The following is a 16,171-nucleotide window of genomic DNA, read 5'->3' on the forward strand; positions in this document are numbered from 1 at the left end:
GGGTCTCGTTCGTTGCCGTCCTCGTACTGGCAGCCCGTTCCGTGCTGGCCGGTGAATGGCCGATCGCGCTGGACGTGATGCTCGACCCGGCGAGCCGCAGCCTGCAAGCTGAAGCCGAGTTGCAGCCATCGGAGCGGGATTTCCGCTTCACCTTGCATGCGAGTCTTCGCATCGACTCGGCTACCGTAGACGGAAAGGCGCTGCGCATAGAGCCCAACGGCGGGCGGGGCGCGTTGCGCGGCTGGCGCATCCGCTTGCCGGAGCAGGGGGTGCTGCACCTGCGCTATGGCGGTACGCTGCCGCCGCTCGATGCGAAACTCGACCATCGTGACGTGCTGCAGGGTATGCCGCCGATGGCGTCGGAAGCCGGTAGCTACCTGCCAGCGGGCGGCGCATGGTATCCGCGTCCGGCCGAGGTGTTCGGCTATCGCGTCGATGTGCGGGTTCCGGCAGGACACAGGGCTGTCGTGCCCGGACGGCTGGTTTCGGAACGGCTGCCCCAAGCATTCGGGGGTGAAGCGGCCAATGCCGACGGCGGTGCCCGGCACTACTACGCACGCTTCGAGTTCGAGCATGTGGCGGACGGCATCGATCTGATGGCGGGGCCGTGGATCGTGCGCGAGCGGGTCGTGCCGCGCGAGGCCGGCGAGGCCTTGCGCCTGCGGACCTACTTCCCGGCCGCGCTCGATGCCGAACCAGGGCTTGCCGATGCCTATCTTGACGACAGTGCGCGTTACATCGCCCGCTACAGCCAGAGCATCGGTGCCTACCCGTTCACCGAATTCTCGGTCGTTGCCAGCCCGCTGCCGACCGGCTTCGGCATGCCGACGCTGACCTACCTGGGCGAGCAGGTGCTGCGCCTGCCCTTCATTCGTGCGACTTCGCTCGGTCACGAGGTGCTGCACAATTGGTGGGGCAACGGGGTGCTCGTCGATTACCAGAGCGGCAACTGGTCGGAAGGGCTGACGACTTTCATGGCTGACTATGCCTACAAGGAGGCGCAGTCCGCGACGGCGGCGCGCGAGATGCGTCTGGGCTGGCTGCGCGATTTCGCGGCTTTGCCCGCCGAGGCCCATCAGCCACTGGCGGCATTCCGTTCGCGCACGCATGGCGCGGCGGCCGCGGTTGGCTACGGCAAGGCGGCGATGGTGTTCGTCATGCTGCGCGATCTGATCGGCGAGGAAGCCTTCGCGCGCGGTATCCGTGTTTTCTGGGCGCAGAACCGTTTTCGCGTCGCAGGCTGGAAAGACCTGAGGCTGGCCTTCGAGCAGGCTTCGGGGCGAGGGCTGGAGGACTTCTTCCAACAGTGGCTGGAGATCCCCGGTGGGGCGCAGGTTCGGATCGAGCGTGCGCGTTTCGTGGTCGGGGAGGGAGGGCGAGGCGGTGTACTGCAGGTGGACCTGCGGCAGTCCGGCCCTTTGCATGCGTTGCACCTGCCCCTCCGCCTGGAGTATGAACACGGGGGTGAGGTGCGCTGGGTGACGCTGTCCAGGCAGGGTGAGGCGCTCGAATTGCCGCTCGATCACGCTCCGCTGGCGGTGCGCCTTGATCCCGAGCTGAGGGTGTGGCGCAGGCCGGAGGATGGGCAGTTGCCGCCCATCCTGCGCCAGTGGATGCTGCATGGTTCGCCGCGGCTGGTGATTGCGGATGAAGGCGGAGAGGCCGTGGCGGCGGGCAGGGCACTGGCGGAGCGCTTCTTCGAACGTCCGGCACGCCTTGCGGATCAGGGCGCCCTGCGGGAGGGGGGTGAGCCCGTGCTGCTCATCGGAACGCATGCCGCGGTCGATCGATTGCTGGCGACGACGGACCTTCCGCCCCGGCCGGCGCCACCGGGCATGCGGGGGAGCGCCCAGGTGTGGACCGTCCGTGCGCCCTCCGGTCTGCTAGTGGCGGTCGTGTCGGTACGTGATGCCGCTGCGTTGGCGGCGCTGCAGCGGCCGTTGCCGCATTATGGCGGGCAGAGCTGGTTGATTGCCGAGGGCGCCCGGGTGCTGGAGCGTGGCGTGTGGGATGCGCCGGGCACCGCGGTACCGGTGGAAATGCGTTGACGAGGCCATGCGCCTTGCGGCGGCCCGCATCCCCTGCCGTGCTTGCGAGGCGCCTGGATGAGGGGCGTAGAATTGCGCACATGAATACGAAACCGTTCTCCCTTTGCGCCGGATCCGCCGTTTCTCCACGCTTGCCTGGTGGTGCGCTGCGAATACTCGGACGAGGGCTCGTGCTGGCCGGCATGCTCGGCCTGTTTCAGCCTGCGAGCGCGTCCGATGCCGCGTTTGCGAGCTGCCTGAAACAGTTGCGTGGCGAGGCCGCGTCGGCAGGTGTTTCGCTGGCAAGCTTCGACCAGCATGCCGCTGCCTTGACGCCGGACATGACCGTTGTCGGCTTCCTCGATGCCCAGCCGGAGTTCGTCACGCCGATCTGGGACTACATGGCTGGCCTGGTCGATGCCGAGCGCGTTGCCGACGGGCAGGACATGCTCGCCCGGTGGGAGGAAGTGCTTGCCAGCGTCGAAACCCGCTATGGTGTCGATGCCGCCACCGTGGTCGCGGTATGGGGCGTCGAAAGCAATTTCGGGCGCAACTTCGGTAGCCGCCCCTTGTTGACGTCTCTGTCCACATTGTCTTGTTTCGGCCGCCGTCAGGCCTACTTCCGTGGCGAATTCTTTGCCACGCTCAAGATCATCCAGGAAGGCCACGTCGCGCCCGAGCGCCTGGCCGGCTCGTGGGCCGGGGCTTTCGGCCATACGCAGTTCATGCCTTCGACCTTCATGCGGCTGGCGGTCGATTTCGATGGCGATGGCCGACGCGATCTCGTCGATAGCGTGCCCGACGCGCTGGCGTCCACGGCGAACTTCCTCAAGCGTGCCGGCTGGCGCAGCGATTTGCCGTGGGGCTTCGAGGTGGTCTTGCCAAATGGTTTCGATGCGTCCGGCGCAGGGCGGCGCAACAAGCAGCCGATGGCGGACTGGGCGGCGCGTGGTGTGAGGCGGGCCGATGGCGGTGCCTTGCCTGCCGGTGCGACACCTGCAGGCCTGCTGTTGCCTGCGGGGACCGGCGGCCCCGCTTTCCTCGTCACGCGCAATTTCGATGCGTTGTATTCCTACAATGCGGCCGAGAGCTATGCGCTGGCGATCGCCCATCTGTCCGACCGCCTGCGCGGCGGAGGGGCTTTCCATGCGGCGTGGCCGACCGACGATGCCGGACTGTCGCGTGCCGAGCGGCGCGAGGTGCAGAGACTGCTGATTGCGCGTGGGCACGACATCGGCGAAGCGGACGGGATGATCGGTGCGCGCACGCGCGATGCCCTGAAGCAGGTACAGGCCGAACTTGGCTTGATCGCGGACGGCCGCGCAGGGCAGAAGGTCTTGAATGCATTGCGCGTGGCCGCCACGAATCGATGATTTCGTCCGGGTCCGGCAAGGGGCAAGGGCCGGAGCTTCTTCCTTCGTCGTATCGCTGGCGCACGGCTCTGCCTCGCTGGACGGAACAGACTGGGTAGCGCCCGCCGTCACGACAGCCAGCGAGGATTTTCGCTAGAATCCGCCGCTTCGGGCCAGGCATCTTGCCTGCCCTCATCCTCTTCAGGCTCCACATGCAAGATCTCGGTTATTTCAAATGGTCCATCGTCGTGACCATCCTCGGTGTCGCTGGCGGTTACCTGCTGGCAGGGTGGTCCGGCGCCTTCATCGTCGTCGTGCTGGCCATTCTCGAGACCTCGCTGTCTTTCGACAATGCGGTGGTCAATGCCACGGTCCTCAAGCACATGGACGAGAAGTGGCGCCGCCGTTTCCTGCTGTGGGGCATCCTGATCGCGGTGTTCGGCATGCGCATCGTCTTTCCGCTTGCCATCGTCGGCATCGTGGCGCACATGGGGCCGGTGGCGGTGATCAATCTTGCGTTGTTCGACGAGGCTGAATACGCTCGCATCCTGTTGTCCGCACATCACGAGATCGCCGCTTTCGGCGGGGCTTTCCTGTCGATGGTGTTCCTGAAGTTCTTCGTCGACAGCAACAAGAATCTTCACTGGCTGCACCTGCTGGAAGCTCCGCTGACCAAGCTGGGCAGACTAGAGGCGGCTCAGATCCTGCTGACCTTGCTAGCGATTCTTGGCAGTGCGGCCTGGCTGGACAATGATACGAAACGTGTCGAATTCGTCGTCGCAGGTATCTGGGGGCTGATCACCTACATCATCGCCGACGGTCTGGGGGCGATTCTCGGTGGAGGAGAAGGGGAGGGAGGCAAAGCTGTCGCGAAGACCGGTTTCGCTGGTTTCATGTACCTGGAACTGTTGGATGCGTCGTTCAGCTTCGATGGCGTGATCGGCGCCTTCGCATTGACGACGAGCCTGCCGATCATCGCGATCGGCCTGGGTGTGGGCGCCATGTTCGTGCGTTCGTTCACGCTGATGCTCGTCTACCGCGAGACGCTGAATGCCTATCGCTTTCTGGAGCATGGCGCGTTCTGGGCAATCGGGGCCCTGGCCGCGGTGATGTTCGTCGGTGTCCATGTCCATATCCCCGAGGTCGTCACCGGCCTGGTCGGGGCGGTGCTGATCGGTGCGGCGTTCCTGAGCTCTCTGCGCCAGCGGCGGGCCGCCGCCTGAGCGTGGCCCGCGCCCGATGCGGAGTCAGCCGCGCCGGGTATGCAGCAGGTAGTTCACGTCGGTGTCGTGGCCGAGCGAATACGCTTTCGTCAGCGGGTTGTAGCTCATGCCGATCAGCTCGTGCACGTCCAGGCCGGCGTTGCGGCAATAGCGGCCGAGTTCCGAGGGCTTGATGAACTTTGCGTACTCATGGGTGCCGCGCGGCAGCATGTTCAATACGTATTCGGCGCCGACGATCGCCAGGGCGTAGGCCTTCAGGTTGCGGTTGATGGTGGAGAAGAAGACGTGGCCACCGGGTTTCACCAGCCGTGCGCACGCGCTGATCGTGCTTGCCGGATCCGGGACGTGCTCGAGCATTTCCATGCAGGTCACGACGTCGAAATGGCCGGGTGCCTCGTCGGCAAAGGCTTCGGCGCTGACCAGACGGTAGTCGATGCCGTGCCCGCTTTCGAACAGGTGCAGACGCGCGACGCTGAGCGCCTTTTCGGATAGGTCGATACCGGTCACTTTGGCGCCGAGTGCAGCCATGCCTTCGGCCAGAATTCCGCCGCCGCACCCCACGTCGAGCACCGTCTTGCCTGCCAGGCCGGCCTTGCCGTCGATCCAGCCCAGACGCAGGGGATTGATTTCGTGGAGGGGCTTGAATTCGGATGCAGGATCCCACCAGCGGTGGGCAAGCTCACTGAATTTCTGTACTTCGGCAGGGTCGGCGTTGATAGCGTTCATCATTTCTCGTCACTGCTTGCGGGGTTGGTCGGGGCCGCCGGAAGGGCGGAGTGTTCCAGCCGCAGATTACAGGAAACAAAAGGTAAAAAACAAAAAGCCCCGCTTCAGCGGGGCTTTTTGCGAGCCGGACAGCCGGTTGGCTGAAGCCGCGATTACTTGGAGCCGATGACTTCGACGTCCACACGACGGTCCGGCTGCAGGCACTCGATCAGAGCCTTGCGGTTCTTGATGTTGTCGCACTTGTTACCGGTCACGGGCTGCTTTTCGCCCTTGCCTTCGGTGTAGATGCGGTTGGCTTCGACGCCCTTCGAGACCAGGTAGGTCTTGACGGCGGCGGCGCGGCGCTCGGACAGAGCCTGGTTGTAGGCATCGGAACCCAGGCGGTCGGTGTGGCCGACGGCCAGGATGACTTCCAGCTTCAGTTGCTTCGACTTGGCGGCCAGATCGTCGAGCGTGGCACGGCCTTCCGGCTTCAGCGTGGCCTTGTCGAAATCGAACAGGGTATCCGCAGCCAGCTTGATCTTCTCGGCGCTGGGCTTCGGCGCGGGGGCCGGGGCGGGAGCGGGCGCAGCTGCAACGGGAGCTACACACTTGTCCTTGGCGACGATGTCGCTGTCGCATTCGCAGCCAACCGGGAACTGGCCGGCCAGCGTGGTCGAGGCAGCAGCCGGCGACCAGTAGCCGGTGCGCCAGCACAGCCCGGCACCGCTACGGGCGACGACGTTGCGGGCGTCGATGACGTAGGGAATCTCGCCCTTGCCGTCGACCACGACATCCTTGACCTGCGCATAGGCGCCGGGGGCGGACAGGCCGATCGACGCGATGGCGGCCAGCATGAGCATCTGTTTCTTGGTTTGTTTGATCATGGTTTCCTCTTTGAAGGGCGAGTCGCCGGAATTACCACTGCAACGGAAGGAGAAAACAGCCGTGAAGCCGCATTCGTGTCGAGTTTGAACACTCTATCCAGTTCAATTAGCGAGTCTAGTGTGCCATACCGATGCGATCCTGAGCAATTCTATGTCGTTAATTTGCAACAGCGGAACGCCTTTAGCCACGCGGGATTCGCCGTTTACCCACACATGTGTGACGTGTTCGCGACCGGCAACATAAACGAGATGGGAGGCGGGGTCGAAGCAGGGCTGGGTGAGCATGCCGCCGAGGTCTACCGCGCACAGATCGGCGAGCTTGCCGGGTGAGATCGAACCGATCCGCGCGTCCAGCCCGAGTGCCCGGGCTCCGCCCAGCGTCGCCATGTACAGGGCGGCGTGGGCGGGCAGGGCGGACGCATCGAGAATGCTGGCCTTGGCGAGCAGCGCGGCATGGCGCATTTCCTGAAACAGGTCGATGCGGTTGTTGCTCGCGGCGCCGTCACTGCCGAGCCCGACACGGATGTCCGCGCACAGCAGGCGAGTGACGGGGGCGATGCCGCTGCCGAGCTTCATGTTCGAGGTTGGACAGTGGGCGACGCTGCAGGCGTGGCGGGACAGCAGCTCGATATCGGCGTCGTCCAGATGCACGGCGTGCGCTCCGATCAGGTTTTCTCCCAGTACCCCGAGTCTGGCAAGGCGGGCCAGGGGGCGCATGCCGTATTCCGCGATGGAGTCTCGAATTTCCGTTACGGTTTCGTGGAGATGAGTGTGGATGGGCAGATCCAGTTCGTCGGCAAGCGCCCGTATGCGCAGGAAACTGTTGTCCGACACAGTGTAGGGGGCGTGGGGCGCTATCGAGAACGAAATGCCCGGGTGCCCTCGCCACTCGTCGCGGATGGCGAGCCCCTTGCGCAGATAATCGTCCGTGTCGCTTGCCCATGGAGTGGGAAACTCGAGTGCGACGAGACCGACCACGGCCCGCATGCCAGCCTCGGCAAAGGCGGCGGCCGCAGCGCCCGGGTAGAAATACATGTCGTTGCATGTCGTGATGCCGCCGCGGAGCATCTCGGCCGCTGCCAGCAGTGTTCCGTCGCGCACGAAGACAGGGCTGAGGTGGCGGCTTTCCGCGGGCCAGATCACTTCCTGCAGCCAGCGCATCAAGGGCAGGTCGTCGGCGAGGCCGCGCAGCAGGTTCATGGCGGCGTGGGCGTGCAGGTTGACCAGGCCGGGTATCAACACTTGTTGCGGCAGATCGACCGTCGAGGCGGGCTGGTATCGTGCGTGGGCTTCGTCGGTCGGGAGTACGGCAAGGATGCGCCCGCCGTCGATCGCGACCGCGTGGTTTTCCAGCGTGATGCCGGCGGGAGAGACCGGGACGATCCAGCGGGGATTGATCAGGAGGTCGATCGGTTCGCTCACGCGTCGGATTCCATCATATTTGAAGAGGCGGGGGTAGAAGCATGATCAATCGTGGCCTGGATTCAGTCCCGATTCAAGCGCGGGCGCGCAGCGCCGCAATGGCGGGCTCCGTGTCGCCGGCTTCCGGGTCGTGCTTGTCCGCGCAGCCGCCCCCAGTTCGTGCCACAATCGCGGCCGTCAGCCACGGTTTGCGGCGAGCCGTTCGCGTTCGCCATCGCCAACATGAGTCGTACCCCTGAGACAATAGGCAAATACCGTATCCTGCGCGAGATCGGCCGCGGGGCGACGGCGGTCGTCTATCTCGCCGAGAGTCCGGACTATCCTGAGCCTGTGGCCTTGAAGCATGTGCGCTTCGAGGACCGGGCGAAGGACGAGGCGAAATGGAACCGCCGCCTGCTGAAGCTGCTCAAGGCCGAGCGGGCGGTTTCGTCCCGCCTGAACCACCCCAACATCATCCGTATCTTCGACGCCTCGGTCGAGCCTGCCGAAGCCTACGTGGTGATGGAGTATTTTCCGGGCGAATCCCTCGAGCGCTACTGCAGTTTCGAGAAGCTGCTGCCGATACATCGCACGATCGGAATCGTATTCAAGTGCTGCATGGCACTGGATCATGCCTTCCGCCAGGGTATCGTGCATCGCGACATCAAGCCGGCGAACATCCTGGTCGATGATCAGGACAATGTGAAGATCACCGATTTCGGCCTTGCGATGAACATCAGCAAGCGGGTTGATACGGATTCGACCTTCATCATGGGGGTGGGCTCGCCCGCGTACATGAGTCCGGAGCAGATCAAGGGCTATCCGCTCAATCAGAAGACGGACCTGTATTCGCTCGGCGTGCTGCTGTTCCACATGCTGACCGGGCGCTTGCCATTCCGCGCGGCCAATCCCGCGCAACTTGTATACAAGATCATCAACGCCGATCCGCCGGTGGTGTCGCAGCTCAACCCCGACGTGCCCGAGCAGATGGATGCGGTGATCCGCAAGGCGCTGGAGAAAGACCTGTATTCGCGCTACCGCAATGGGGCCGAGTTCGCCAAGGACCTTGCCGCAGTACGCTACAAGATCCTCGACGAAAACTACGTGCCGCCGGATACGAGCCGGTTTGCGCGGCTGCGCAAGCTCGCCTTCTTCACCGAATTCGAGGATGTCGAGCTGTGGGAGGTGCTGCGGATATCTTCCTGGCGCAAGGTCGAGCAGCATGTCGCGCTGGTGCGTGAAGGAGACAGCGACCAGCGTTTCGGCATCGTCCTTGAAGGCAGGGTGGAACTGTCGATCGATGGGCGGCGGGTGATGGAGCTGGGGGTGGGCGAGGTCTTCGGTGCGCAGGCCTGGCTCGATCATCTCGAACACCGCCACATGATGTCCGTGGTTTCGCTGTCGTCCGTGACCTATCTCGAGATCAATCCCGCGGCACTCGCGCTGGCCAGCGAAGAGGTGCTCGAGTGCTTCCGGCGCGAATTGGGTACGGCGATGGTACGCCGCCTCGCACAGGCGGCGAGGCTGCTGTCGGCAGGCGGGCCACCCGCGGTGCGTGGAGAGTCCAGTGCCACGGGGGGGCTCGACCTGCAGTTGCTCGAGCCTTGATCAGTGCCCTGCGCCCGCTTTCCGGGGGCGCGCGTCGCGGGCCGGCGGAGACGTTTCGGCGGCTCGGGCCTGGCCCAGCCAGTTGCCCAGATGGTCGATGGCGATGGCGGCCAGTGTTTCGATCCATTCGTGGCGTTCGTTGAGGCAGGGAATGTAATGGAAGGCCTTGCCGCCGTGATGGAGGAAGGCGTCGCGGCATTCCATGGCGATTTCTTCGAGCGTTTCCAGGCAGTCGGCCACGAATCCCGGGCAGATGACGTCGACACGGCCGATTCCCTGGGCGGCCAGTGCTTCTAGCGTGGGCTGCGTATAGGGCTGTAGCCATTCGGCTTTGCCAAAGCGCGACTGGAAAGTGAGCAGCGCACGCTCGGGCGGCAAGCCGAGCGCTTCGGCGAGCAAGCGGCCGGTCTTTGTGCACTCATGGTAGTAAGGGTCGCCCAGTTCGAGCGAGCGTCGCGGCACGCCATGAAAGCTCATGACCAGTCGCTCCGGCTCGCCATGTGCGGCCCAGTATTTGCGCACGTTGCGAGCCAGGGCGGCGATGTAGCCCGCGTCGTCGTGGAAATCGCGGACGAAGCGGATTTCGGGCTGGTTGCGCATGCGGGCAAGGCTGCGGCCGACTTCGTCGGTGACGGTTGCCGTGGTGCTGGCGGAGTACTGAGGGTAGAGCGGCAGGACGAGAATCCGCGTGCAGCCACGCGCGCGCATCGCCTGCAGTCTGTCCTGTATCGACGGTCTGCCGTAGCGCATCGCGAATTCGACTTCGACGTGGCCGTGCCCGCCTTGGGCGAGATGGTCCGCGAGAAGTGCTGCCTGGCGCTCGGTATGCACCTTGAGCGGAGAGCCTTCCTGCATCCAGATGCTGGCGTACTTTCTTGCCGAAGCGGCCGGGCGGAGGGTGAGGATGATGCCGTTCAGGATCGGCCACCAGGCCAGGCGAGGAATCTCGACCACGCGCGGGTCGGACAGGAATTCCTTCAGATACGGGCGCAGTGCGGCGGCTGTGGGCGCGTCCGGCGTACCCAGGTTGACGAGGAGGATTCCGGTACGGGCGGCGGTGTCGTGCAGGTAGGGCGGTTCGGGCCAGTAGCGGGCCATGTTTGTCCTTGTCTGTGTGGCCGGGGCGGTTTTGTGCAGAGCGGGCAATGCCTGCGCCGCGGTGGGGCGTTCGATCTCAGGCGCTCGACGACAGCGCGTTGGACAGCAGCCTCGCGGTGATGTCGACAATGGGAATCACGCGGTCGTAGGCCATGCGGGTAGGGCCGATTACGCCCACCGAGCCTACGATCCGGCCGTCCACCTCGTAGGGCGCGGTGATGACGCTGCAGGCGTCGAGCGGGGCGAGGCCGGATTCGCCGCCGATGAAGATCTGCACGCCTTCGGCCTTGTTCGACAGTTCGAGCAACTGCATCAGGCCGGTGCGCTGTTCGAAGAGCTTGAACAGTTCACGCAAGCGCGACATGTTCGACGACAGGTCCTCCACGTCGAGCAGGTTGGTTTCGCCTGAGATCACGTAGCTGGTGGCGGTTTCTTCCGCGGCTGCGCTTCCGGCGTCCACTGTCGCCGTCATCAGTTCGGTCATGTCGCTGCGCAATTGCCGCAGCTCATCCTTGATACGGCGGCGGATTTCGTTGAAGGACAGGCCGGCGAAGTGTTCGTTGAGATAGGTCGCGGCGCTGCTCAGTTCGTTCGCGCTGTAGGCGCGGCGGGTCATCAGGATGCGATTCTGGACATCGCCGGCGGTGGTGACGATGATCAGCAGGATACGGTTCTCGGACAGGCTGATGAACTCGAACTGCCGGATGCGGACCGCGTCCTTGCGTGGCGCGACGACCACACCGGCGAACTGCGTGAGATTCGACAGCAGATGCGAGGCCGAGCTGAGCAGGCGTTGCGGCTGATCGGGCTGGAGCTGGCCCTGGAGTTCGTGCACCCGTGAGGTGTCGAGCGGCTGCACGGTGAGCAGCGAGTCGACGAAGAAGCGATAGCCGAGCGCAGTCGGGACACGGCCGGCGGAAGTGTGCGGGCTTGCGATCAAGCCCGCTTCCTCCAGATCGCTCATCACGTTGCGCACCGTTGCCGGCGACAGTTCGAGCCCGGAGAAGCGCGACAGCGCACGCGAGCCGACGGGCTGACCGTCCGCGATATAGCGTTCGATCAGGGTTTTCAGCAGGATCTGGGAGCGGGCATCTAGCGAGTTCATGGCAGGCGCTGAATATAGCCCGGATTCCAGGCGAACGGGCACTTCCGGGCCAACCGCGGCGGACATGCAGCGGTCGCCAAGGTGCTGGCGGGATATGGTTTAATCCGGCTCCATGAGCACGAAATTCCACAGCATCGCCCTCGTGGGCAAATACCAGAGTCCCGACGTGGCCGAATCGGTCATGGCGATTGCCCGTTTTCTGCGCGAACGCGGACTGATGGTGTGGATCGAGCAGGGAACGGCGAGTTCCATCGGCGGTGCCGGCGATTTCCCTGTTGCGAGCTATGAACACATCGGCGGCGAAGCCGATCTCGCCGTGGTCATCGGTGGGGACGGAACCATGCTCCATACCGCGCGCCGTCTGGTCGAGTATGGTGTGCCGCTCGCGGGGGTGAATCTCGGCCGCCTGGGTTTCCTGACGGACATCGCGCTCAACGATGCAAGAGCGCGCCTCGACGAGATCGTCGACGGGCGCTTTCGGGAGGAAACGCGTTTCATGCTCGATGCCGAGGTGCTGCGCGGCGGTGTACGCATGTTCCAGACGCGGGCACTCAACGACATCGTCGTCAACAAGGGCGACCTAGGCCGGATGATCGAATTCGACCTGTCGATCGACGGTGAATACGTCTATACCCAGCGTTCCGACGGCATGATCGTGTCGACGCCGACCGGGTCGACCGCCTACGCACTGTCGTCCAACGGCCCCATCCTGCATCCGAGCGTCGGCGGCATCGCGCTGGTGCCCTTGTGTCCGCATGCGCTGACGGCGCGGCCGATCACGCTGCCCGACAGTTGCCGAATCGACATCGAATTGCTGCCGCCCCAGGATGCGCGCGTGCATTTCGATGGTCAGGCGCGTTTCGACTTGCGGGCCGGCGACTGCGTGCGCATGACGCGCTCGCAGCATGCCTTGCGGCTGCTGCATCCGGAGAGCTACAGCTATTTCGCCATGCTGCGCGAGAAGCTTCACTGGAGTGCCACGCCGCGGCACAACTGATGTCAGGAGCGCGGGGGGAGGCGAACGCCGCCCTCACGCCCGCCGTTTGCCCAGCCTGTTTCCTTTCCCGTTGATCCACCATGCTGAGAAGCCTTTCCATCCGCGATTTTGTCATCGTCGATCATCTCGAGCTCGAATTCGGGCCAGGGTTCGGTGCGTTGACTGGAGAAACCGGTGCCGGCAAGTCGATCCTGCTCGACGCGCTCGGGCTCGCACTGGGGGGACGGGGCGAGGCGGGCATGGTGCGCAGTGGCCGCGACCGTGCCGACGTCGCCGCGGAATTCGACCTGCCCACGGAGGGCGGCCTGCGTGAATGGCTGGCCGAGCAGGAACTGCCCGTGGAAGAAGGGTGCGTACTGCTGCGCCGTACCATCGACACTGGTGGACGCAGCCGTGCCTGGATCAACGGCACGAGCGTGACGCTTGCCCAGTTGCGGGCGGCGAGCGACTGGCTCGCGGACATCCATGGACAGTATGCGCACCATGCGCTGCTGAAGCCAGAGGCGCAGCGTCTGCTGCTCGATGCACATGCCGGAGCAAGGGAACTGGCAGCCGAACTCGCCGAACGCTACCGCGAGTGGCAGCACATCGTCCGCCTTCGGCGCGAGGCCGAAGCCGACTCGGCCAGTTCCGCACGCGAACGCGAACTGCTCACGTGGCAGGTGCGCGAGCTCCAGGAACTGGGTTTCGATGCCGCGGAGTGGATCGAGCTCAATGCCGAGCATAGCCGTCTCGCCCATGCTGCCGGTCTGATGGAGGGGGCCGATGAAGCCCTGGCTGCCCTTGGCGAGGGGGATGCCGCCGTGTGCTCCGTCCTGCGTCGCCTCGATTCGCGTCTGGCAGCTCTTGCCGGTATCGACCCGGCGCTGGCCGATGTGTGCGAACTGCTGTCGTCCGCGGCGATCCAGGCCGACGAGGCCTTGCACGCCCTGCGCCGTTACCGGGACCGGCTCGATCTCGATCCGCAGCGTCTCGCCGAAATCGAGAACCGCATTGCGGCAGTCACGGGCATTGCACGCAAGTACCGGGTGGCGCTGGAGGAATTGCCCGAGCTGCAGGCGCAGTGGCAGGCCCGGCTCGATACATTGGAAGCGACCGCGGACCCCGCGCGGCTGGCGGCAGAGGAGGCGCGGGCGCACAAGGCCTTCGACGCCACTGCGACGGCCCTGTCCGCCGTGCGGCGTCCCGCTGCCGCCGCCCTGTCGGCCGTGATCACCGAGGCCATGCAGACTTTGGCGATGGCCGGCGGGCGCTTCGAGGTGGCGCTGGAAAGCTGCGAGCCCTCGTCGAGCGGTGTCGAAACCGTCGAGTTCCGCGTCGCGGCCAACCCGGGGCAGCCGCTGCGCAGCCTCGCCAAGGTGGCATCCGGCGGCGAACTATCGCGTATCGGGCTTGCGATCCAGGTCATGACCAGCCGCGCAAGCGGCACGCCGACGCTGATCTTCGACGAAGTCGATGTCGGCATTGGCGGCCGGGTGGCGGAGATCGTGGGCAAGCTGCTGGCACGACTCGGCGCCGGCCGCCAGGTGATGTGCGTGACGCATCTGCCGCAGGTTGCGGCCTGCGCCGACTGGCAGTGGCGCATCTCGAAGCGGGAGCAGGCCGGCGAGACCTTGAGCGAGGTACGGGTGCTGGATGAGGGCGGGCGTGTCGACGAGATCGCGCGCATGCTCGGCGGGGTCAGCATCACCGCCACGACGCGCGAGCATGCGGCCGAAATGCTGGGTTTTGCGCCGGGGAAATAGCTGCTCGCGGCGGCTTGCGGCAGGCACGGCCACGCCGCCAGCCCTGATAGGCGCGGCGCGAGGGGTTTCCGCGCGAGCCCGGCAGGCTCCACCGGCCTCGCGGGGACTGCAAGCCGCGAGGCTCTTCCGGACCTTATGCTTCCTTCTGCGCCTGACCGCTCGGACAATCGTCCTTCATGCAGTCGCCGTAAAGGTAGAGCGCGTGCTCGCGTAGCTTGAAGCCGCGCTCCTGGGCGATCGCATTCTGCCGCTTCTCGATCTCGGGATCGAAGAACTCCTCGACCCTGCCGCACTGCACACACACGAGGTGGTCGTGGTGGCCACCTTCCTGGAGCTCGAAAACGGCTTTGCCGGATTCGAAATAATGGCGTTCGAGCAGGCCTGCCTGCTCGAACTGGGTCAGAACGCGATAGACGGTTGCCAGGCCGATGTCCATGCCGTCGTTCATCAGCGCGCGATAAACGTCTTCGGCAGTCAGGTGACGCTGGTCCGAGCTCTGGAAGAGGTCGAGGATCTTCAGGCGAGGGTAAGTCGCCTTCAGGCCGATGCTCTTCAGGTTTTTTGAATTGTCGGGCATGAGTCTTCTGGGGAAAAAGGCCGTTTTGATGGCCGTTGGGTAGTGGCAAGCCTGAGCGCCCAAGTAGCGGGCCAGGGGCAATGCGCCGTGCGAAGCAGCCCTATGTTATATTTTTTGCCCTTTCATGAGAACCGCGCACTCACGTGCGCCAGCTTCCCACGCCTACATGCGCTCCTATCTTCCCGCGGCGTTCCTCGCCACCAGCCTGCTTGCCGGCTGCTCTTTCGACTCCATCGTCGGCGTGGTCGATCCTTACAGGATCGATGTGCGTCAAGGCAACTACGTGGACCAGGACATGGTCTCCCAGCTCAAGCGTGGCATGACGCGCGACCAGGTTCGCTTCGTGCTCGGTTCGCCGCTGGTGGTCGACATGTTCCGCAAGGACCGTTGGGATTACGTGTATCGGTTCAAGCCGGGCTCCGGCCAGCCCGAGCAGCGCGTGATCTCGGTTTTCTTCGTCGATGGCCAGCTGGACCATGTCGAGGGGGATGTGCAGAGCGGCAGCGAGGCCTCTGCCGCGCCGGCCGAGCGTAGCCGCGTGGTGGAAGTTCCGCCCGCGGTCGAGGACTGATGCGGGTGATGGGTTGGGGTGGCGTGGCCACGGATCGAGGCGTTGCATTCGAGGATTTGATTCATGGCTGATATTCGTGTTGCGGTTGCCGGCGCCTCCGGTCGTATGGGCAGGATGCTGATTGAGGCTGCATTGGGGGCGGAGGGTATTGTGCTTGGGGCGGCCTTCGATCGCCCGGGTGCCCCGTTCATCGGGCGCGACGCCGGCGAGATGGCCGGTGCCGCGACGGGTATTGCGATCACTGATGATGCGCATGCCGCGATCGCGGCTGCCGATTGCGTGATCGATTTCACGCGTCCGGAGGGCACGCTGCAGCATCTGGCGCTTGCACGTGAGCTGGGCAAGGCGATGGTCATTGGCACGACGGGCTTCGACGCGGACGGCAAGGCCGCCATTGCCGAGGCTGCGCGCAGTATTCCGGTCGTCTTCGCGCCCAACATGGCGGTCGGCGTCAATGCGGTGTTCAAGGTGCTCGAGGTGGCGGCGCGCATCCTGTCCGAAGGTTACGATGTCGAGGTGATCGAGGCGCACCATCGTTTCAAGGTCGATGCGCCTTCGGGTACCGCGCTGCGCATGGGTGAAGTGGTTGCACGCGAACTGGGGCGCGACCTCGATGCTTGTGCCATCTATGGCCGCGAAGGCCATACCGGCGAACGGAAGCCGGAAACGATCGGTTTCTCGACGATCCGCGGCGGGGATGTCGTCGGTGACCATACGGTGCTGTTTGCCGGTATCGGAGAGCGGATCGAGATCACGCACAAGTCGGGCAGCCGGATGCCCTATGCCCTGGGGTCGTTGAGGGCAGCAAGATTCCTGCAGGGGCGTGACAGTGGTCTGTTCGACATGCAGGACGTACTCGGGCTGCGCTGAGCGGG

General features: G+C 64.8%; 14 protein-coding genes. 8 read left to right on the plus strand and 6 right to left on the minus strand.

Annotated features, from left to right (window positions below; all coding sequences use genetic code 11):
• The first annotated feature begins 41 nt into the window (after positions 1–41).
• The 3 genes from C666_RS03220 to C666_RS03230 all read left to right on the plus strand — a co-directional run bounded on the left by C666_RS03220 (position 42) and on the right by C666_RS03230 (position 4,602).
• Positions 42–2,048 carry a M1 family metallopeptidase gene (locus tag C666_RS03220; protein ID WP_004333730.1) on the plus strand — a complete coding sequence of 669 codons (2,007 nt, stop codon included), beginning with the start codon at positions 42–44 and terminating at the stop codon, positions 2,046–2,048.
• A gap of 182 nt (positions 2,049–2,230) precedes the next feature.
• Positions 2,231–3,400 carry a lytic murein transglycosylase gene (locus C666_RS03225; protein ID WP_086013346.1) on the plus strand — a complete coding sequence of 390 codons (1,170 nt, stop codon included), beginning with the start codon at positions 2,231–2,233 and terminating at the stop codon, positions 3,398–3,400.
• 191 nt (positions 3,401–3,591) lie between these two features.
• Positions 3,592–4,602 carry a DUF475 domain-containing protein gene (locus tag C666_RS03230; protein WP_004333734.1) on the plus strand — a complete coding sequence of 337 codons (1,011 nt, stop codon included), beginning with the start codon at positions 3,592–3,594 and terminating at the stop codon, positions 4,600–4,602.
• A gap of 24 nt (positions 4,603–4,626) precedes the next feature.
• Here C666_RS03230 and ubiG read toward each other — a convergent pair whose 3' ends face one another.
• The 3 genes from ubiG to C666_RS03245 form a co-directional block, all read right to left on the minus strand.
• Positions 4,627–5,328 (minus strand): bifunctional 2-polyprenyl-6-hydroxyphenol methylase/3-demethylubiquinol 3-O-methyltransferase UbiG, encoded by a 702-nt coding sequence (gene ubiG / locus C666_RS03235; RefSeq protein WP_028792479.1) that lies wholly within the window; start codon positions 5,326–5,328, stop codon positions 4,627–4,629.
• Between the two features lie 152 nt (positions 5,329–5,480).
• Positions 5,481–6,194, minus strand: coding sequence for an OmpA family protein (locus tag C666_RS03240; RefSeq protein ID WP_004333738.1), 714 nt, complete (start codon positions 6,192–6,194; stop codon positions 5,481–5,483).
• A gap of 102 nt (positions 6,195–6,296) precedes the next feature.
• Positions 6,297–7,616 (minus strand): TRZ/ATZ family hydrolase, encoded by a 1,320-nt coding sequence (locus C666_RS03245; protein ID WP_004333740.1) that lies wholly within the window; start codon positions 7,614–7,616, stop codon positions 6,297–6,299.
• A 222-nt stretch (positions 7,617–7,838) separates the two neighbouring features.
• On the opposite strand from C666_RS03245, the gene C666_RS03250 reads away from it, so the two are divergent.
• Positions 7,839–9,203 (plus strand): protein kinase domain-containing protein, encoded by a 1,365-nt coding sequence (locus C666_RS03250; RefSeq protein WP_028792480.1) that lies wholly within the window; start codon positions 7,839–7,841, stop codon positions 9,201–9,203.
• Here C666_RS03250 and hemH read toward each other — a convergent pair whose 3' ends face one another.
• Entirely contained in the window at positions 9,204–10,301 is a 1,098-nt protein-coding gene (gene hemH / locus C666_RS03255; RefSeq protein WP_004333744.1) for a ferrochelatase, read from the minus strand.
• Positions 10,302–10,377: 76 nt separating this feature from the next.
• A complete protein-coding gene (gene hrcA, locus C666_RS03260; RefSeq protein WP_004333746.1) occupies positions 10,378–11,406 on the minus strand; it encodes a heat-inducible transcriptional repressor HrcA in 1,029 nt (342 codons plus the stop codon).
• Positions 11,407–11,518: 112 nt separating this feature from the next.
• Here hrcA and C666_RS03265 point away from each other — a divergent pair, with 112 nt between their 5' ends.
• Together C666_RS03265 and recN are read left to right on the plus strand one after the other, a co-directional pair.
• Positions 11,519–12,403, plus strand: a complete 885-nt coding sequence (locus C666_RS03265; RefSeq protein WP_004333748.1) for an NAD kinase — start codon at positions 11,519–11,521, stop codon at positions 12,401–12,403.
• A gap of 80 nt (positions 12,404–12,483) precedes the next feature.
• Positions 12,484–14,148, plus strand: coding sequence for a DNA repair protein RecN (gene recN, locus C666_RS03270; protein WP_004333750.1), 1,665 nt, complete (start codon positions 12,484–12,486; stop codon positions 14,146–14,148).
• Between the two features lie 133 nt (positions 14,149–14,281).
• Here recN and fur read toward each other — a convergent pair whose 3' ends face one another.
• Positions 14,282–14,725: a ferric iron uptake transcriptional regulator gene (gene fur, locus C666_RS03275; protein WP_004333751.1), complete on the minus strand. Its 444-nt coding sequence runs from the start codon at positions 14,723–14,725 to the stop codon at positions 14,282–14,284.
• Between the two features lie 166 nt (positions 14,726–14,891).
• Here fur and C666_RS03280 point away from each other — a divergent pair, with 166 nt between their 5' ends.
• The gene (locus C666_RS03280; protein WP_004333752.1) at positions 14,892–15,296 is read left to right on the plus strand and encodes an outer membrane protein assembly factor BamE; all 405 of its coding nucleotides are present in this window, start codon (positions 14,892–14,894) and stop codon (positions 15,294–15,296) included.
• A gap of 63 nt (positions 15,297–15,359) precedes the next feature.
• The gene (gene dapB / locus C666_RS03285; protein ID WP_004333754.1) at positions 15,360–16,166 is read left to right on the plus strand and encodes a 4-hydroxy-tetrahydrodipicolinate reductase; all 807 of its coding nucleotides are present in this window, start codon (positions 15,360–15,362) and stop codon (positions 16,164–16,166) included.
• Positions 16,167–16,171: the final 5 nt, after the last annotated feature.

It is taken from the genome of Thauera linaloolentis 47Lol = DSM 12138 (assembly GCF_000310205.1).
Taxonomy (GTDB): Bacteria; Pseudomonadota; Gammaproteobacteria; order Burkholderiales; family Rhodocyclaceae; genus Thauera; species Thauera linaloolentis.